This window comes from Arsenophonus endosymbiont of Apis mellifera, assembly GCF_903968575.1.
Taxonomy (GTDB): Bacteria; Pseudomonadota; Gammaproteobacteria; order Enterobacterales; family Enterobacteriaceae; genus Arsenophonus; species Arsenophonus apicola.
This window is the reverse complement of the sequence record NZ_CAJCFU010000039.1, coordinates 24,458-44,406: the sequence shown is the minus strand read 5'-3', so window position 1 is coordinate 44,406 and position 19,949 is coordinate 24,458. Positions and strand designations below refer to the sequence as shown.

20 protein-coding genes are annotated in these 19,949 nt (G+C 30.9%); 4 read left to right on the top strand and 16 right to left on the bottom strand.

What is annotated here, in order from left to right:
* Window positions 1-186: 186 nt before the first annotated feature.
* The gene (locus H1X92_RS05250) at window positions 187-1,149 is read right to left on the bottom strand and encodes a divergent polysaccharide deacetylase family protein (protein WP_225506753.1); all 963 of its coding nucleotides are present in this window, start codon (window positions 1,147-1,149) and stop codon (window positions 187-189) included.
* A gap of 2 nt (window positions 1,150-1,151) precedes the next feature.
* Complete coding sequence (gene envC / locus H1X92_RS05245) at window positions 1,152-2,441, bottom strand: murein hydrolase activator EnvC (RefSeq protein WP_180559167.1); 1,290 nt, start codon at window positions 2,439-2,441, stop codon at window positions 1,152-1,154.
* Between the two features lie 340 nt (window positions 2,442-2,781).
* Here envC and H1X92_RS05240 point away from each other — a divergent pair, with 340 nt between their 5' ends.
* The 4 genes from H1X92_RS05240 to cysE all read left to right on the top strand — a co-directional run bounded on the left by H1X92_RS05240 (window position 2,782) and on the right by cysE (window position 5,630).
* A complete protein-coding gene (locus tag H1X92_RS05240; protein WP_180559166.1) occupies window positions 2,782-3,219 on the top strand; it encodes a rhodanese-like domain-containing protein in 438 nt (145 codons plus the stop codon).
* Between the two features lie 72 nt (window positions 3,220-3,291).
* Window positions 3,292-3,768, top strand: a complete 477-nt coding sequence (secB, locus tag H1X92_RS05235; RefSeq protein ID WP_180559165.1) for a protein-export chaperone SecB — start codon at window positions 3,292-3,294, stop codon at window positions 3,766-3,768.
* Complete coding sequence (gene gpsA / locus H1X92_RS05230) at window positions 3,768-4,790, top strand: NAD(P)H-dependent glycerol-3-phosphate dehydrogenase (RefSeq protein ID WP_180559164.1); 1,023 nt, start codon at window positions 3,768-3,770, stop codon at window positions 4,788-4,790. The genes secB and gpsA overlap by 1 nt, the downstream gene beginning before the upstream one ends.
* A 24-nt stretch (window positions 4,791-4,814) precedes the next feature.
* Window positions 4,815-5,630: a serine O-acetyltransferase gene (cysE, locus tag H1X92_RS05225; RefSeq protein WP_180559163.1), complete on the top strand. Its 816-nt coding sequence runs from the start codon at window positions 4,815-4,817 to the stop codon at window positions 5,628-5,630.
* Window positions 5,631-5,656: 26 nt separating this feature from the next.
* Here the strand turns inward: cysE and trmL are convergent, their stop codons facing one another.
* From trmL to H1X92_RS05155, 14 genes are all read right to left on the bottom strand, one after another.
* Entirely contained in the window at window positions 5,657-6,160 is a 504-nt protein-coding gene (trmL, locus tag H1X92_RS05220) for a tRNA (uridine(34)/cytosine(34)/5-carboxymethylaminomethyluridine(34)-2'-O)-methyltransferase TrmL (RefSeq protein ID WP_180559162.1), read from the bottom strand.
* Between the two features lie 90 nt (window positions 6,161-6,250).
* Window positions 6,251-7,201, bottom strand: coding sequence for an NAD-dependent epimerase/dehydratase family protein (locus tag H1X92_RS05215; protein ID WP_180559161.1), 951 nt, complete (start codon window positions 7,199-7,201; stop codon window positions 6,251-6,253).
* A gap of 40 nt (window positions 7,202-7,241) precedes the next feature.
* Window positions 7,242-8,345 (bottom strand): UDP-galactopyranose mutase, encoded by a 1,104-nt coding sequence (gene glf / locus H1X92_RS05210; RefSeq protein WP_180559160.1) that lies wholly within the window; start codon window positions 8,343-8,345, stop codon window positions 7,242-7,244.
* A 747-nt stretch (window positions 8,346-9,092) separates the two neighbouring features.
* Complete coding sequence (locus H1X92_RS05205; RefSeq protein ID WP_180559159.1) at window positions 9,093-9,719, bottom strand: haloacid dehalogenase-like hydrolase; 627 nt, start codon at window positions 9,717-9,719, stop codon at window positions 9,093-9,095.
* Window positions 9,712-10,761, bottom strand: coding sequence for a glycosyltransferase (locus H1X92_RS05200; protein ID WP_180559158.1), 1,050 nt, complete (start codon window positions 10,759-10,761; stop codon window positions 9,712-9,714). The genes H1X92_RS05205 and H1X92_RS05200 overlap by 8 nt, the downstream gene beginning before the upstream one ends.
* Window positions 10,739-11,785 (bottom strand): hypothetical protein, encoded by a 1,047-nt coding sequence (locus H1X92_RS05195; RefSeq protein ID WP_180559157.1) that lies wholly within the window; start codon window positions 11,783-11,785, stop codon window positions 10,739-10,741. The genes H1X92_RS05200 and H1X92_RS05195 overlap by 23 nt, the downstream gene beginning before the upstream one ends.
* A gap of 149 nt (window positions 11,786-11,934) precedes the next feature.
* Window positions 11,935-12,927: a hypothetical protein gene (locus H1X92_RS05190; protein WP_180559156.1), complete on the bottom strand. Its 993-nt coding sequence runs from the start codon at window positions 12,925-12,927 to the stop codon at window positions 11,935-11,937.
* A gap of 19 nt (window positions 12,928-12,946) precedes the next feature.
* Window positions 12,947-13,570 (bottom strand): acyltransferase, encoded by a 624-nt coding sequence (locus tag H1X92_RS05185; protein ID WP_180559155.1) that lies wholly within the window; start codon window positions 13,568-13,570, stop codon window positions 12,947-12,949.
* Window positions 13,571-13,577: 7 nt separating this feature from the next.
* Window positions 13,578-14,822, bottom strand: a complete 1,245-nt coding sequence (locus H1X92_RS05180; RefSeq protein WP_180559154.1) for a hypothetical protein — start codon at window positions 14,820-14,822, stop codon at window positions 13,578-13,580.
* On the bottom strand, window positions 14,819-16,249 hold the full coding sequence (locus H1X92_RS05175; RefSeq protein ID WP_180559153.1) for an oligosaccharide flippase family protein: 1,431 nt from the start codon (window positions 16,247-16,249) through the stop codon (window positions 14,819-14,821). The genes H1X92_RS05180 and H1X92_RS05175 overlap by 4 nt, the downstream gene beginning before the upstream one ends.
* A gap of 13 nt (window positions 16,250-16,262) precedes the next feature.
* On the bottom strand, window positions 16,263-17,081 hold the full coding sequence (locus H1X92_RS05170; protein WP_180559152.1) for an NAD-dependent epimerase/dehydratase family protein: 819 nt from the start codon (window positions 17,079-17,081) through the stop codon (window positions 16,263-16,265).
* The gene (gene rfbC, locus H1X92_RS05165; RefSeq protein WP_180559151.1) at window positions 17,078-17,635 is read right to left on the bottom strand and encodes a dTDP-4-dehydrorhamnose 3,5-epimerase; all 558 of its coding nucleotides are present in this window, start codon (window positions 17,633-17,635) and stop codon (window positions 17,078-17,080) included. Before rfbC ends, H1X92_RS05170 begins: the two co-directional genes overlap by 4 nt.
* Before the next feature lie 38 nt (window positions 17,636-17,673).
* Complete coding sequence (locus H1X92_RS05160; RefSeq protein WP_180559150.1) at window positions 17,674-18,972, bottom strand: cytidylyltransferase domain-containing protein; 1,299 nt, start codon at window positions 18,970-18,972, stop codon at window positions 17,674-17,676.
* A 4-nt stretch (window positions 18,973-18,976) separates the two neighbouring features.
* Entirely contained in the window at window positions 18,977-19,918 is a 942-nt protein-coding gene (locus H1X92_RS05155; RefSeq protein ID WP_180559149.1) for a KpsF/GutQ family sugar-phosphate isomerase, read from the bottom strand.
* Between the last annotated feature and the right edge of the window lie 31 nt (window positions 19,919-19,949).

Sequence of the window (19,949 nt, the reverse complement as noted above, 5' to 3'; positions counted from 1 at the left end):
GGATAAATAACCAGAGCTAACAAAACGGTTAAAATCCTCAATAAGTTTCTCAATTAGCTATTATATTAAAATAAATCACCGCAGAACGAGTCATAGAAGTTTTATTTATCAAAGATATAGAGAAAAGTATTATGACGCGTCTTTTCACACTAACAAAGTCATATATCATTGTTGTCAGCTATTATTTTATTGAGATAATGAAATATTTTTACTAAACAGCGGTTTCCTCTGTTCAGTAAATAATTTTTTTAAGTCAGGATCATGATAAATAGCATCCACAATATATATCATTAAATCAATACCTGATAATGCTTTTGTTACTGGTGATATTTTGCAGTAACCGATGACGGCTTTCTGTAATTCCACAGGTTGCGCTGGAACTTTCTCCTGATCTTGTCCAACCGTTTGAATAGTTAATTTATCTTTTATCGTATTGTTAAGTAGTTTACCAACCGCCACGAGCTCAATATCGCTAGGTAACTCAAATAATGTTTGTTGTAATACTTGAATGGTAGCAGGATAAGGATGGCCAATAACAATACTACTACCCTGTTTACGGGCTAATGAAATAGCATGGGCAAACTGTTTACGAATTTGTGTTTCTGTTTTTAGATGATCTAAAAAAACATTGCGACGCATGGTTGGCAGCGCAAAAATTTTAGCTGCTTCATTGACCTTAGTGTTTGCTGTCGTCACACTATCGAGAAAATAGAGATCGTAATGCGAGAGCACTTGCATAACATTTTTCATAGCCACTAAATTAGCCATCATCGCACTACCCATATGATTATTCATACCTTTAGCATATGGTACTTGCTTAATGGCAGCGACAATCTTCTGCTCTATTTCATTGGCACTCATTTGCGGCGTTAAGGTATTTTTTTCAAGAGGTTGCTGGCTAATCGGTTTCATGGGCATATGGATTAAAATCTCTCGCCCTTGTTGATTGGCTTTTTCGGCCATTTCTCTGCCATAAGGAGAGTCTGGTAAAATGGCTATAGAAATTGCCACCGGCAAAGCTAATATCTGATTATCTTCCTTTTTACGATAACCAATATCATCAATCACAATGGCCAATTTTCCAGCATTGACTTGTCCACTGACAAGTAACATTAGCGCCATGATGATCAAAACAATCCGTTTTAGCACGGTTATCTCCCTAACCAAGGCTGTGGATTAACGGTTTTACCTTGACGGCGGATCTCAAAATAAAGCGAGGAGCGCTGCTGTCCACCACTGCTACCCACTAACGCAACAGGCTGACCTGACCGAACCTGTTGACCCACATTCACCAATGCACTCTGGTTATAACCATATAAACTCATATCTCCCTGACCATGATCAATAACCACTACCAAACCATAGCCTTGTAGCCAGTCAGCAAGTAAAACACGGCCGGCAGAAATGGCTTTAACCTCTGTTCCTTCAGCGGCATTGATCACCATCCCTTTCCAGCGTAATTCATCGGAGATACTGTCACCATAGTGATGCAGGATCTGGCCGTGAACTGGCCATAGAGCCTGACCAACAGGACGGCCTAAACCTCCAGTACGTGCCATCAAAGCCCGTTCATCTTCGGTTGGACGATAAGTGGTTCCTTTTTGCTGCGCCTGCCGTTGTTTTGCTAGAATACGCGCAGCCTCTTTCGCTTCCCTTTCCGCCCTAACTTTTGCGTCTCGCTCAGCCTTGGCAATTTTACTACGCAATAGTGTTTCATTACGTTTCATCACCGCCAAACTTTTTTGATCCGCTTTTAGCGTCGATTCCAACGATAACAGGGTTTTCTTTCTAGCATCCTGTGCCGAATCGAGCGTTTTCTTTTCTTGATCTTGTTTGGCTAAGTTTTTTTTCTGTGCCAATTGCTTTTGCTGTTTCTGTTGTTTCTGCTCAGCGAGTAAGGTCGTTGTTTGCTGCAATTTAATAATCGTTTGCTCTCTGGCTTCATTTAAGTAGCTATAATAGGCTAAAATACGCTCTTCTCGTTGCCCTTGTTCACCTTTAAACAACAATTCAATCCCTTTTTGCTGGCCTAATCGAAACGCAGCATCGAGCTGCTTAGCTAACAATAATTCATGCATCTGTTTTTGCTGTTGTAAACGGCTAATATTTTCATTTAATTGCGTCAGTTCTTTTGCTAACTGCGAAAGTTTTTTACGTGTTTCATGTAATGCACGTCCAGCGGCAGCGATACTTTTTTCCTGACTTTTCAATTGATCGAGTAAATGGTTTCTCTCAGCTTGCTGCTGTTTAACACTTCTCTCTTTTTCTGCAATATTTGATAACAGATCTTTCAGTTTTACTTTATTGTCACTGATGGGATTGGCAAGGGTAATTGATGGCCAGATAAAAAATAGCGAGACAAAAAGTAATGGCTTAACCACTACTCTCTTTAGTAGAGCCAAAAGGATTAGGATTAAACCATATCGGCTGGTATTGTTCATCTTAGTTCAGCATCCTGAAACAATATCACTTAAAATTATTGACAATTACCATAATTAGTAAACATTTCTGCTTCTTTTAGGATAATACTGAAAAAACTTAATTTCTTCATTTATACAACAAATCACAAAATAACTATAGGTTATTATTAATATTGCTTTCATTCAGCTACTTTTTAAGTGATATCAATTAACTGATATCGCGAGCAAATACCACCGATATAAACTTTATTTGCAAAAAAACTCTGGTCATTTATGCAAATTGGCTGTAATTGCGCAGCGACAAAGGTATACTTTGCAAACTAGAGCTATCTATTATTAACTACGGGAGTAATTACCCCACATGATGCAAGAAATCATGCAATTTATTAGCCGACATCCAATACTCAGTCTGGCCTGGATCGCTTTGTTGATCGCTGTGATTATTTTAACCTTTAAGGGTTTGTTCGCCAAAACAAAAAACATCACCCGTGCCCAAGCGATACAACTCATTAATAAAGAAGAAGCGATCACTATTGATTTACGATCCCGTGACGATTTTCGTAAAGGACACATTATTGATTCAATTAACCTGACTCCATCAGAAATTAAAGACAATAATATCGGAGAATTGGAAAAACATAAGCAAAAACCCATTATTGTTGTCTCAGCAAATGGCATGGAAGCATTTAAACCTGCTGAACAACTGGTGCAATATGGTTTTGAACGTGTCTTTATTCTAAAAGAGGGAATTACAGGCTGGTCTAGCGAAAATTTACCTCTGGCTCGCGGTAAAAAGTAATTCAACGGACACATCAGAAATTATGTTTATACAATTCAATATCATATGGACATTTAAAAGGTAATTAACATTATGTCAGAAAAAAGTCATGAAGAGATGGTATTTCAAATCCAGCGAATTTACACCAAAGATATCTCATTTGAAACACCAAGTGCCCCTAGTATTTTTCAGCAAGAGTGGCAACCGGAAGTCAAATTAGATTTAGACACCTCGTCTAGTGAATTGGCCGAGCAAGTTTATGAAGTTATCTTACGCGTCACCGTTACTGCCACCGTCGCTGATGAAACCGCTTTCCTTTGCGAAGTGCAACAAGCTGGCATATTTTCTATTGATGGTATCGAACAAAGCCAGATGGCTCATTGTTTAGGCGCTTACTGTCCAAATATTTTATTTCCCTATGCGCGCGAATGTATTACCAATTTAGTTAGCCGTGGAACTTTTCCTCAACTAAACTTAGCACCTGTTAATTTTGATGCCTTGTTTATGAACTATCTACAACAACAGCATACCGCCCAAACTGAAAATTCGGCAAAACATCAGGAAGCTTAATGAACACTGTTTCGATGACAGTTATCGGTGCCGGCTCTTATGGCACCGCATTAGCCATTACACTTGCCCGTAATGGCCACCGCGTTTTACTTTGGGGACATGATCCTCAGCATATTAAAAAATTACAACAAGACCGCTGCAACCACGCATTTTTACCTGACGTTCCATTCCCAGACAATTTGTTACCTGAAGCTTGCTTGAAGACAGCAATAACCTCAAGTAGCAATATATTGATCGTCATCCCAAGCCATGTTTTTAATCAAGTTTTGCAAAATATCCAACCTTACTTGACGCCACAATCACGCATTATTTGGGCAACAAAAGGGTTAGAACATGGTACTGGACGCCTGTTACAAGACGTTGCCCGCGAAATACTAGGTGACAAAATTCCACTCGCTGTCCTTTCCGGCCCAACCTTCGCCAAAGAATTAGCTGCCGGCTTACCGACAGCCATTGCGGTAGCCGCCTCTAATGCGCGATTTAGTGAAGAGCTACAGCAACTTTTCCATTGTGGTAAAAGTTTTCGCGTCTATAAAAATCCAGATATGATCGGTGTTCAGTTAGGTGGGGCGGTCAAAAACGTCATCGCGATTGGTGCAGGTATGTCCGATGGTATGGGATTTGGTGCCAATGCTCGCACAGCTTTGATCACCCGAGGATTAGCCGAAATTAGCCGTTTAGGCGTCGCTATGGGTGCCCAACCCTCAACATTTATGGGAATGGCTGGTTTAGGAGACCTGGTTTTGACATGTACCGACAATCAATCGCGTAATCGCCGCTTTGGCATGCTACTCGGCCAAGGTATACAGACTGAAGAGGCAGAAAAACAGATTGGTCAGGTAGTTGAAGGTTACTTAAATACCAAAGAAGTCTATGCATTAGCGCAACGTGTTGGCGTAGAAATGCCAATTACCGAGCAGATCTATCAAGTTCTATACGGCAATAAAAATGTACTTGAAGCGGCAAATACATTACTTAGCCGCGCAACTAAAGATGAGATTAATGATACAGATGCTTTTTAATTATTAAAATATCAGAGTGTGAATATGTCACGACAGGAACTTGAAGAAATTTGGATAGCAATTAAACAAGAAGGTAAAACTTTTGCCAATTGTGAGCCAATATTAGCCAGTTTTTTTCATGCAACACTGCTTAAACATGACAATCTTGGTGATTCACTTAGCTATATTTTGGCCAATAAATTAGCTACTCCGATTATGCCAGCGATTGCCGTTCGAGAGATCATACAAGATGCCTATAAAAACGATAAACAAATGATCGCTTATGCAGCGCGTGATCTCAAAGCCATCGTACAACGTGATCCGGCCGTCGACAAATATTCAATCCCTTTATTATATTTAAAAGGTTTTCATGCTTTACAGGCTTATCGCATTGGCCATTGGTTATGGAAAGTAGACCGTAAGACATTAGCAATATATCTGCAAAGCCAAATATCAGTCTCTTTTGCTGTTGATATTCATCCTGCTGCTCGTATTGGTTACGGTATTATGCTTGATCACGCAACCGGTATCGTTATCGGTGAAACAGCGGTAGTGGAAAATGACGTATCAATATTACAATCGGTCACTCTCGGTGGAACTGGCAAAACAGAAGGGGATCGGCATCCTAAAGTTCGTGAAGGGGTGATGATCGGGGCAGGAGCAAAAATTTTAGGCAATATAGAAATTGGCAAGGGCGCCAAAATCGGCGCGAGTTCGGTAGTGCTTCATGCTGTGCCGCCGCACACTACCGTAGCGGGAGTACCGGCGCGTAAAGTTGGAACCCCGAACAGCAAAAAACCTTCGCTGGATATGGATCAAAACTTTAGCAATTCAATCCATGGTTTTGGTGAGGGTATCTAACCATCTCCAACCGGTGAACAATAAAGCTACTCACGCAACAACGCACCTGAGTAATCCAACTGGCGCCATGCTTCAAATACCACCACCGCAACGGAATTGGACAAATTCATACTGCGACTATCCGCTAACATTGGGATACGGATCTTTTGACTAGTTGGCAGTGCATCAAGAACATAAGTAGGTAAACCTCGCGTCTCCGGTCCGAACATTAGATAATCCCCCGACTGGTATGTCACACTACTATGGCTCGGCGTTCCTTTGGTTGTTAAAGCAAATAAGCGGTTACCAGATAGTGTCTGACAATGCTCTTGAGACAAGCCTACACAGGTTAGAAAAGCAAAATAATCATGATGGTGCTGAATATTAGCAAACTCATGATAATCTAATCCAGCACGACGCAGACGTTTGTCGTCCCAGGTAAAACCTAACGGTTCAATTAAATGTAACTGACACCCGGTATTAGCACACAGACGAATAATATTGCCAGTATTTGGTGGAATTTCAGGTTCAAATAAAACGATGTTTAACATACAGCCCTCAACAATAAGCGCTGTATTCTAACATAGTCATCGCCACTGTTAAGTTTTTCAATTGCGTTTAACTAAGCAAAAAGTTTTTTATTAATCTTTAAACTCAAACTGAACCGTATTTTCTATCCCTTTTGCCAAGGTTATCGGCGCTTCAAATCCCGTTTCAGCGATAGTATTAGATTTGAATTGAGTGCGCGCACAGAATTTCTTCACCCGAATACTACTAACCGGAAAATTTTTACCCGTTATTTTAGCGAGCAGATCAAAACAATAACCTGCCAAAAGACCCAGCGCATATGGAATACAAAGATTAGATTTCTGTTTGTGTAATGCCAGACAAATAATTTCTGTTAACTGATTCATGGTGAAATCAGGTTTATCAACATAATTAAAAATATGACGACCCGCTGTTAATTTAGTAACAAAATATAAAAAGGCAGCCACATTTTCCACATACGCCATCGATTTCCGATTATTACCTGAACCAATCATCAAAAAACGCCCGGCAGCAATTTGTCTAAATAGATTATAAACATTACCACGATTACCCTCACCGAAAACCACTGTCGGCCGAATAGTCACTAATGTCCGTTGGCTATCTTTCGCTTGCCAGCTATCATAGACACGCTCCGCCGCCAACTTCGATTTACCATAATCATTAAATGGCTGAAATTTACCATCTTCGCCGGTTTCTTGTTCAACAAAACCATACACAGCCACCGAAGAAGTAAAAATAATCTGTTTAATATTTAATTGTTCAGCAACCTGACAAACATTTTTCGCCCCTTCCACATTCACGTCATAATAGAGGCTAATAGGATGAACATTATCTTGATGCTGCGCCGCTAGATTAATAATAATGGAAGCGTCTTTTAATGGCTCCAATAGGGTTTCTGCTTTAGTCACATCACCAAATACCCATTTATCTGGATGCGCTTGGCTTTTATTAATATCAATAATTTTGAAATCAATGTGCTGTGATGATAATTGATTGGCAAGACGGGTACCGATAAACCCGGAACCACCGAAGATTGTTAGCATGATATACTCAATTCTTAAGAAATATTAATATAAATAACATTTATTGTGATAAAAGAAACTCTTTCTTTGCTGCTTTAAGTGCAGAGGCTACAACCTGATGCATGTCATAATATTTATATTCAGCTAACCTGCCGCCAAAAATAATATTTTTATAATTAGAAGTTAACTGTTTATACTCGGCATAAATTTTATTATTTTTTTTATCATTAACTGGATAATAATATTCATCACCATCTTCAAATTCTTTAGGATACTCTTTTGTAATAACTGTTTTTTCCTGATCACCAAATTCAAAATGTTTATGCTCAATAATTCTAGTAAAAAGATATTTATGATCGATATAGTTAATTACTGCATTACCTTGAAAATTAGTAGTATTGATAATTTCATTTTCAAATTTTAATGAACGATAATCTAACTTACCAAATTTATAATCAAAAAATTTATCAATAGGTCCAGTGTAAACAATTTTTTTTGCTAATTTATCTAAATCTTCTTTATGTTCAAAATAATCGATTCCAATTTCAATTTCGATACCTTCTAATAAACCTTCAATCAACTTATTATATCCACCAATAGGTATTCCTTGGTATTTATCATTAAAGTAATTATTATCAAAAGTAAAACGAACTGGTAATCGTTTAATAATAAATGGTGCTAATTCCTTACAATCTCTACCCCATTGTTTTTCTGTATATTCCTTTATTAATGCTTCAAAGACATCTCTACCTACTAAAGATATTGCTTGCTCCTCTAAGTTTTGAGGCTCTTTACCTTGAAATTCCTTACTTTGGGATAAAATAATATTTTTGGCTTCCTGGGGTGTTTTCACACCCCATAGCTGATTAAACGTATTCATATTGAAAGGAAGATTATATAATTTATTCTTTGATAATGCTAAAGGGGAATTAGTAAACCGATTAAATTCAACAAATTGATTAACGTAATCCCAAATTTCTTTACTATTCGTATGAAAAATATGAGCACCATATTTATGCACATTTATATTTTCAATATTTTCACAATAAACATTACCACAAATATGATCTCTCTTTTCAATAATTTTAACTTTTTTATTATGTAATTTTGCTTCATGGGCAAATACAGAACCAAATAAACCACTGCCAACAATTAGATAATCCATACTTACCTCTTAAAAAAACTTATAAAATAATAAACTGATCTATAAAAAAAATAATAAGAAGATAATATTAAGAACCATAAATCTGTTTTTTGCATATTATAAATAAAAACACTGATAACTAATAAAAATAAATAATAAATAGTTCTAAATTTGCTAATATCTTCTATTTTATAAGGAAAATTATTTACTTTAATTTTAGTTCTTTCCAAAAAATTAGGTAATGGAAATAACATAATAGTAAAAATAAAATCATTTAAAGTGAAATTACATAATAAAAATAAAGGAAAAGAAAATCTACTTATAGTCAGAAAAATTTGCAGATAAAAATTAATTTTACTTCTAATTGAATTATATATAAAAAATATTATTAATATTAATGTTAAGCAAAAAAGCCATAATGTAAAATTATAAGAAAAATAGTATGATAATAAAAAGCAGAAAATAACTGCAAAAAAAAATTTAACGAAATAAATTAATAATTTATTTTTTTCATAAAAAACAAGCTCATTAGAAGAGTATCTTAATGTTGGTTTAGTCTCATTTTTTATAGTTTCTGCATTATTATATATATATCCTATATCATAAACAGAGTATATTGCTAATATGGATATTATAGCGGCTAATAAATTAACATCGAATAAATAAGAAATTGCTAAATAGGGTATTAAATAATATAAAACCCAACTTAATTTCTCGTAAATACTCTTGGCATAGAGATGAAAAAAAGGAGCTAACGGAAAAATAAATTTAAACAACATGGGTAAAAACTCTATTTCTCTTCCAAAAATTTAAATTTTTTCTGGAGGTTACAGCAATAAAATAATTAACAGAATCAATACAATCACTATCATCTAAATTATCGGTAAAAAAAATGGATTTACTAAAAGAATAAGACATAATAACACTCTTTTTATTACCCTGAAGATCTCGATATAATACACCAGAAAATCGATCATTATTATAGAGTAATAATGAAGATTCATATTTATCTATATGCATTTTTTTACTAACAGATTTAACCAAAAAATCCAAAGAAGCAGAAATTATAACAGGGAAATATCCATGTCTTTTCAATAAATCTATTTTTGTTAAAATGTCCTTACGCCAACTAAGTTCATTAACAAATTCATCAGATAAAACAGCTAAATCATTTCTATTTAGCCCTTTCATAAAAAAAAGACATGCTTTTTTACTTAAATCCCATTTTATACCTAATAAAAATGATAATTTGGTGATAATTTGCACTATCTTCAATTTCCAAATTAATTTTATACATAAGTTCTTTTTAGGTAAAATTTTTTTCTCAAAAAAGTGAAACGTTGTATTTTCATTAACTAAAGTACCACATAAATCAATAAATATAATATTACACATTTAAAATATTCATCCATTTATCAATAATATGTTCTATATTAAACTGCTCAGCATTCTTTTTTGATTTTATAAAATTTTCATCCGATACATCTGTATAAAAAGAAAATATTCTTTTCGCCATTTCATCATCAGCTAAATTCTCGTTCAATAACAAACCTGTTTCATTATTTATAATGATGTCTGATGGCCCTGTTTCAATATCAATAGCAACACAAGGCAATCCATTTGCTTGCGCTTCAATCAACACCATAGGTAAACCTTCATAATAGGATGTCATTAGTAAAAGTCGACTTTTAGCATACCATTCAGAAATAGAAGATGTTGAGTTTTGTAATAAAACATTATTTTCTAGATCATATTGCTGGATAATATTTTTAATTTTTTCAACATATTCTTTATCGCCATCACCAAATATTCGTAATAAAAAATAATTATCCAATTTCTTCAAATAAGCACAAATATTTACCATGCGCTCATAATTTTTTGAATAACAAATACGTCCTACAGCAATAAAGCCTTTTCTCATATAGTTACCAGAAGAGATTTTGCCTTTATCAACCGGATTTGGTATCACAATACAATTACACTTATCTTTACGATAATTTTCAAAATCACGATTTGTAAGAGAAATAACATAATCTGCATAACGATATAAACATTTACGCAGATAGCCAAAAAAACCTATCATTGATTGCTTATAACACGTATGATCACAGACAATCAAATTAACATTTTTCAATAATAAAATAGATAAAATATTTAGATTGCCAAAAGTACTATATACATTTTTTATATTATTTTTTTTTATATAATTTTTAACTTTAACCATAGAGAAAAACATATTAATTTTCTCATTTTTAAACTCAGTCGCTAGATTAATAACCTGAAATTGATCATTACCACTATTTTTATATGAGGATTTTTCTGTCTCCAATACAACAACATCGGCAATTTTATGATTTACAAAATAATTCGCTAACAGTTTTACTACTGATTCTGTACCACCAATACGACCTAAGCTATGAACAATTATAGCCAACATATTTTTCTCTCTGTAAACTTAAAATAACAGCATATATTATAGAAACTAACAACAAGCTAATTCCTGCAGGGATGACCGGCAGAAAACACATATAAAAAATATAACTTGCTATAAAAGGAAAACTAAATCGTGAACTAGAATTTAATATAAGTAAAAATACAGAAGAAACAAATATTATAGCTAAAATTAAACCATTAATACGTACAAACTCAAAAAAACCATTATGAGGTAATAATATGCCATAATTAGATACATAATATTCTCTTGAAACACCTGTTAGTTTAAGTTTATCTGAATTAATCAATGCTTTAACAAATTGTTCATTGAGTGAAAATCTTAGCCTATTTGAGCCATCATTAAGTGTTACAAATCGAGAAATATTAACATCATACTCAGTAACATTATTTCCTCCATATTTTCGCAAAGCTTCACCAGCCAAAAATACAAATATTAGACTTAACAAAACGATAATTATGGGAATGTGTATTCTTATTGACTTAGCCAAGTTATAAAATATTTTTAGATACTTAAGGACTAAGAAAATAACAACTGCAAACAAGAAAGCTCGGCTAAGTGTTAATAATCCAAGGATGATACATATAAAATTTAATAATCTTAATTGTAAACAATTAGTTATTACAAAAAGAAGAAACAGATAAAATGCAGAAAAATTTGGATCAATAAAACTCAAAACCGGACGTCCATCACTACTTCTAAAATAAAGCATTTGCAAACAACAAAAAAGTAGACTAAAAAATACTATTTTCTTAACAGTCGATTTAGAATATTTTTTATTTTTTATATTATCAACAACAAAATATGCGGCCAAAAATACCAAAACATAACTTATAAAAGTAGGTTTTAATATTAGAGATAAAATTATAGTAAAAAAAGAAAAAATAAGTAGTGAAACAGGAAATTTTCTTAATCTAATAATTATATTAACACAAACAAATGAAAATATAATAACATAAAGAAATATTTTATAGCTTATATTATATATTCTGAACACATCTTCATTCAACCACTTACCAGTATAAGGAATATTCCAGAATAAATAAGCACAAAAAAAAATACTTATAATAAAAAGGTTTGTAATTCTAACTATTAGTTTTTGTTTACATATTTTCATCAGCAAAAAAATTATTTTTTATATACATAAAGATAATAACATTATTTTTTATTATCGGTTAATTTAGATAATAAATACCCTATCCAAGAATATATATCTCTAATAGTTCCAGCTTCTTTAATTTCTTCAAAATCCGTAAAAACAAAATTTTCATTAATTTTATTTATGTCAATAGTAATATTATTTTCATTATAAAAATGGTATTTTAAAATTTGATGATTAGTCGTAAATAATTTTTTTCTAGCCCCAAGTGCTTCAAAAGTTCTCATCGTTAAACCACTTTGCATTTTATCTGGAACATCAACGATAACTCGGCTTTTCTTAACTATATCAGCAACTTTTAATAAACTAAATTTTTTTATAATAATTAAATTATTATATTTTTTATAAAATCCAGGGCTGGTAAAAATTTTCCTTAAATACTCATTCCACGGTAAATATAATTTAAAATAGTAACTATAACCCTTTTTATTACATAATTCCGTTAGAGCTAATAAAATATCAGCTCTCTCTTGCTTAAAAGAACCAATAAATGAAAAGTCATAGTCTATATTATTAGTTAAAATATACTCTTTTTTATATTCAAACTTAGTTGAATAAAAAAGAGGCAAAAAGTCTATATCATATAAATCACTATTATAATCCAAATAGTCAAATGTAAATTTATAATCAAAAAAAGGCAAAATTTTTATTGCTTTAGGTATATTTGCAATAGAATCCCACAAATAAAGAATACTTGCATGAAAATTTGAATAATGATATAACTTTTGACATATATTTGGTGTCAGTTCTTCACCTTTAATGACAAACAAATAATCATATTTTCCTTTTGCACATTGAATAAATATAAAAGGCCAAATCTTATCCATATAAAAATTATATAGTCTTTTTGAAAAGAATTTAATATGTAATAAATTAACTAAAAAAGAACTATCTCTAACTATTTTAACTTTAAAACCAAAACTTTCAATTACCCTTTTTATTTCTTTTTCATATCCATTAAAAAAAGGCATAATAAGCAATATCGATTTCATTGATATACCTTAAAATATATTAAACTTTTTCCCATATTTTATTAATGTTATTAAATTTTTTAATTATTTTGGCCGGAGAACCAACCAAAACACAATAATCGGGGAATTGCCCACGCACAATCGAATTCGCACCTACAATACAATGATTACCCAGTTTTGTACCTGCTAGTATTTTGCTACCACTACCAATAAAGCAATAATCACCAATTTTTGTTTCATTAATTATTAAGGGTTGATCGGCAATACATACATTGATTTGCCTATACTCATGATCAATATCAGTAATTGTAACATCGTATGATATTACACAAGCATTACCTATAACTAATTTAGAACCTGTAACGAGAGTTAGTCTTGGTCCAATTGAAACATCATTTCCAATTATAATTTCTGGATAAAAAATAGTCTGTTGCCACTTATTAATTGCTTCAATACGTGCATGTTTTCCAATAGTAACATTATTGCCAATATGAAGATGCTCATAACTACAAAAAATAGCTTTATCAATAGTCGAACATTTTCCCCAACTAAGAGAAAAAAATTTACCAAATAAAGCACATTTATAGCGAAGGTAAAAGTTATTAACTATTTTCATCTTTACAGACAAAGGGTAGCAGAAAAATACAACGATTTTCTTAATCATATTATCCTTACTTCAACAATTCATGATAATTATTAATATTAAAGCCAAGTATATAAGTAAGACGCTGAGAAACTAAATTCCAAAATTCAACATCATTATTTAATTCAGTTATCATTTGTAATTTTTCTTTTAACTCTTTCAGATTTGTAAAACTATTATCATCTATTACAGAAATTGCAGCATCAGAATCTTGATCTTTATAACGTAGTGAAATGCAATTATTAATATAACTATCGTAATAGGCAGTACTATTATAGGTAATTGTACAATCATAATTAGATGTCGTGAGCAATTCAAATATCGTTTTATTCTCCATTGCAATAATCTTACTTCCTTCACTTAAACGCTTATATTCATTGCGATCTAATGAAGGATGCAACTTATAATGAATATCATATTCTTGATCAATTAATTTGAGTAATTTAAATAATTTTTTATTATTTAAATGAAATTCTTTTCTTGAAAAAAGAACAAGTATTCTTAATTTTTCATTAGAGCCTTTAATCTTTAATGGAGAATGAATCTTTGAATATCCTGCAATTAGTAAACGACTTTTATCAATACCGTATTTTTCAAATTGTTCTTTCGTATATTCACCCCAACATAATAATTTATCTGCAACTAAATTTTCATATGCAATAGCATCTATCGGTTGCGGAGCGGAGTATAAAAAATAGGAACCATGTTGTAATGTAAAAGTTGGAATACCGCGAGATTTAAAGAAAAAATCAAGTTCTGCTTCACCTGATAAATTACTACAAAAAGCACAAAAGCTCTTTATATTATTTAATTTTTTTTGGTTTTTTTCTAACGCCTTAATATTATTAAGGCAAAAAACCATATGACAAAATAAATGAAGCTTATTTATCCATTTCAGATCAATAACTCGATTTTTTATAAAAAGAATATAAAAAGAAAGAAAAATAGAGTGCAAATTAATATAATATTTATATTCATAATTAGATAAATCAATTAATTTACCATTACTTTCTTTCATAACATAATCTAATATTTCATAATAGTCTCTTCTTTTATAATTACCTATTGAATAAAATATTGTCGGATTAGAAGGATTTTCAACTTTTATTTTTCTATAACTAATTATCTTTATAAAATCTTTAAAAGAAAACTTTATTTTTTTATAAACTATCGATGCTATATCGATTGCTATAATACTGGATAATGGATAATTTTTATAATTATAACTTAAACTATTTTTTATTTTTTTATATTTTGAAAAATTATTATTCATAACAATCCTTTAATATTATCAATGGTAACATTTTGTTTTTTATATTTTAACCATAATATAATAATAAACATATAATATAATATTGAAATATAAATTAGTTCAAAAATATCTATAGAATTAATATTAAATCTTAAAATTAAGCAACAGCCTATTGAAACAACAAAAATAAAAATATAAGTCTTAAATGGGAAATAGGAAGAAAATTTATCTGGTAAAACCTCGTTTATTTTCTTTATTAATGGATAACATCCAATATAATTTAACAAAGTTGTTGTTATAGCAGCTCCTATTATCCCAAATTTAATGATCATGAAATAATTCACTACGATATTAACCAGCATCATAGTGATTGTATTTTTAAAAAGCGCTTTCTCTAAGCCAATAGCGCCCATTACACCACCAAAGATAACAACCGCACGCAACCATTGAAGCATATAAATTTGAAAAACGATTACTGAATCTTGATACTTAATTCCAAAAAAATTAATAATGACCTCTTTACCAAAAACTAAACAAAAGATGATTATAGGAACTAATAAAACAGTTGCCTTCTCAATTGAATTACTCCATATTTGTTGTATTTTTTCAAATTTTCCCTTTTTATAGTATGCTGTTATTAACGGGATCATAGCCGTTAATAATGAGCCTGTAACAATACTAATGAATGGGATCTGAAATGCAGCAACTTTCAATAATGAGTATTCAACTGGTGATAATAATAACGATGTCATAATTTGATCAGTATAACTGTTAATCATACCAACAAAAGCAGTAGAACTCATAGCAATGATATAACTAATCTCATTTTTATTAAATTTGAAATTTTTATAATTTATTAGCCAAGGGGTAAAATTTTTTCGGTTATTCAAAAGTAAAATAGTAACCAAGAGAATAGATGAAATCGAAGAAATAATAATTAGATCAATGATATTTTGTGTTTTTATAGCAACAAAAGAAATAATTAATATTGTTATTATTTGAATGGATGAAGTAATTATTGTATAATCTTTCATCTTATTCAAAGTTACACTTGAATTTCTAAAAAATTCTGGTAAAACCAAACCAACAAAAATCAATGATATAAATATTGAATAATCATAAATATAAGTATTTTTAAAACCAGTAGATATTAAGTAAGATAAACATAATAAAATAAAAACACCAAATAAAATTATGATTATTTGTAATAAAAAAAATCTTTGAAAAAGTTGTTTCCCTTTAGTCTTATCTAATAATTCAGCATAAAAATAATTTAATGCTGTTGGCATTCCCGCTATAAATATCATAGCAAAAACATTTACAACTAAAATTATTTGTTGATAATATCCAAAATCATCTTGATTTAAAATCCTGGCTAGCAATATAAGAAAAAATATAGAAAATATTTTTTTTATACCATCCTGTATCATTAAAAAAAAAGTATTCAAAAATATTTCTCTCTTATTTTTTCAAAAATGCTCTAAAATCATCAACCATTTTTTCTAAATCCTTTAATATAAATCTTGGTTTATAACTAATCTCAGATTTAATTCTATCAATGGATGTTACCGGGAATTTTTCATCAAAATGATTATAAATCCAATTAACTTCACATTTTGTTTTCTTAATAAGAACAGATGCTATTTCATTTGCAGAAACATTTTTTCCATATGCCAAATTATATATTTTATATTTAGTTTTTTCTAATAAGGATAATTTTACTATAGCATTGGCTACATCTGAGACAGAAACATAATCTTTACTATAATTAGGGCTTACATACATATTAACAATACCTTTATTAATTGCATCTCTCGTGATAGATGGCAAAAATAGAGGACTACTGAATGCTGCACCATATACATTTGACGGTCTAACAATTAAAATATTATAAGAGCTTTTTAAACATAATTCTTCTGCAACGAGCTTTGTTAAATTAAATAATCGTCTATTATCTTGGTGACCAATAATAAAATCTGATTCTTCAACAGAGGTAATATTATTCATATATAATCTAGTTGAAGATAAATATATTATCTTTTTAAACTTACCATTTATTATTATATCAGACAATAATTTGACATTAGCATCAAACACAGAAAAGGGTAAATTTTCACAATCACCACTACCTACACAATAAATTATTATACCTAATTCTCGTTTTAAAATATCTTTATCATTTCTTTCAGGTATAAATACATTATATCCGTTTTTTTGTAATTGCCTTGTTACTTCAGAACCAATAAAACCAGAACCACCCAATATTGTATATAAACTCATTTTCTCCATCCATTTATTAAATCAATTTTTATTTCATTTAAAAATGGCAGGTTACTATCTTTTTCAGATAAAATTAAATTCAATTTAGGCCATGGAATATTTAATTGTGGATCATCCCAACGTATTCCACTTTCATCCGTTGGATCATAATAGTCTGTACACTTATACTGAAAATCAGCTTTCTCAGTTAGAACACAAAATCCATGTGCAAAACCTGGAGGTATATATAATTGTAGTTTATTCTTTTCTGTTAGAATAACAGATTCATATTGACCAAACGTAGCTGAATCAGGTCGAATATCAACTGCTACATCAAACACTTCACCATAAGTAACCGTAACCAATTTTCCTTGGGGCTTACTTTTTTGAAAATGTAAACCACGTAAAACCCCCCTTGAAGAGCTAGAGCGATTATCTTGCACAAAAGGTATTTCTATACCAGCTTCAATATAGCGTTTGCTGTGAAATGTTTCTAAAAAAAAACCGCGCTCATCAATAAATACTTTAGGCTCAATAATAATACAACCCTCTAAAATAGATTTTTTTATAATCATTATCACTAAATACCTTGAATAAATACTCAAATCATTTTTTAGAAAAAACCGTAGTCATTAATTATTTTATTGATATCTACACCACTAGCAATATCCGATAGAATCTTCTTTTCATTTGTAGCTCTCTTATATACTTCTTCAATTACTTGTTTTTCAATATCTTTAGGAATAATAATAACGCCTTCAGAATCAGCAAATACAAGACATTCTGGTTCAATTTTTATTCCATTCAGCTGTATTGTTTTATTAAAATATTCTGTAGTTGCTCTTTTTCTAACATCTTGACATGTATAGCCTTTAGAAAAAACAGGAAACCCTGTTGCAATAACTTCAATGTGATCTCTAGTCATCCCATTAACTATTACTCCAGCCGCGCCTGCACGAATGGCTAAATTAGCATTTAATTCTCCAAAATATGCATAATCATCAACTTCATTTTCAACAATAATAATATCATTTGGTATGATAGTACTATAACTATTTAACGCATTATAAATTCCATCAAAATTTTCTTTTTCCTTTAATTTTCTTAATTTCAGCGGTTTTGCCCTTCCAAGTAATTTCGCTTGTTTTATATTTGGCAATAATCCTTTAATCACTTGATTTGGATATCCTAAATCATCCAATAAATCAGATAACAAACTGCTAGACAAACAATTCTTAATATTACCTAATAATTTTCGATCCTTTTCCCTTCGGCCCGCTGCAATAAGCTCTGCTAAATTAAAATCTTCTGGCCAATTAACATCTACTGCTTCAAGTGGAGAGGCTTTTAATAAATATGGAGTATTTCCTATTCTTCTTTTTGTTAATAAAGCTGCTTCCTTAGTAATTATGTACAACCCCATAGTTTCAATAATTGTACTTTTTAAATCATTGCTATTAGGTATATTATTTATATCATATACTGGACTTTCATTATCCCAAATATACAATTTTTCTTCTCTAACCAAAACTGCCGAGTCAAATTTTTTATTTTTCTTTAGTACATTTATACCTTCTTCTATCGTGCTCATTTCAATAAAAGGACTTGTACATAGAACTTGTACATAAATATCTGCATCTACATGTTTCACTTCATTTAAAAATAAGCGATTACCATCAGTTTTATTAGAGGCAAGCTTTGATTCTCTATGTAAAACTTTACAATTTAATTCAGAGGCAGCTTTAATTATATCTTCTGATTCGGTATCTAAATATATTTCATGAAAAAGATTTGAATTAACTAACTTTTCTAACATATGTAGAAAAAGTGGCTTTCCATCTAAAAGTTTCAGATTTTTACTTTCTATTCTAGAACTTGAACCTTTTGCTGGCAAAAAAGCAACTATCTTCATAAACTTACCTTTTTCTATTCAAATTATCATATATACCAAATACTTTTCCATTTTCTATCACAACTAATGAATTTATACCATGCCTTTCCATTTTCATATTTGCATCATTACATTTAGTATTAGCTGATGTAGTTTTCGGGTCTATTGTCATTATTTCTTTTGCTGTTATATCAAAAATTTCTTTTTTATCTACTTGTAATAATTTTTTTCTAGTATCACCATCAGTAATGACTCCATATAATTTATCTTCATTTCCGACTAGAATAGTTCCACTGTAAGATCTAGATAACTCGGTTAAGATATCTATTAATGTTGTATTTGAAGATACAAAAATTGCAGGATTTGTATATTCACGTACTGTGGATAACAATTTTTTACCAAGAGCTCCCCCCGGATGATACTGTGCAAAATTTTCTACTCTAAAATTATTCGCATGCATTAACGCAATTGCAATTGCGTCTCCAATCACTAAAGAAGCAGTTGTTGATGTAGTTGGAGCTAAATTTAGCGGACAAGCTTCTCGTTCTATTCTTATGTCAATATGAAAAGTAGAACTTTTAGCAATAGTTGATTGAGAATTTCCTGTCATAGAAATTAATATATTGCCATTTCTATTTATGAAGGGTAATAATTGAGTTACTTCTGATGTCTCACCTGAATTAGATATTACAAAAAATATATCTTCTTTTTTGATCATACCTAAATCTCCATGATATGCTTCAGCAGGATGCATAAACAAACTTGGAGTGCCTGTACTAACCAATGTAGCAAAAATTTTTTTTGCTATATGTCCTGATTTTCCCATTCCACACATGACTACGCGCCCAGACGAAAAATGTATAGTATCGATAATTTTATTAAAATTATCGTCTAACTTAGATTCTACATATTTAATCCCTTCTATTTCATTATGAATAGCTAATTTTGCATGAGATAAGTAATCCATATATTCCTCTTAGCGAATCTTTAAATTATCT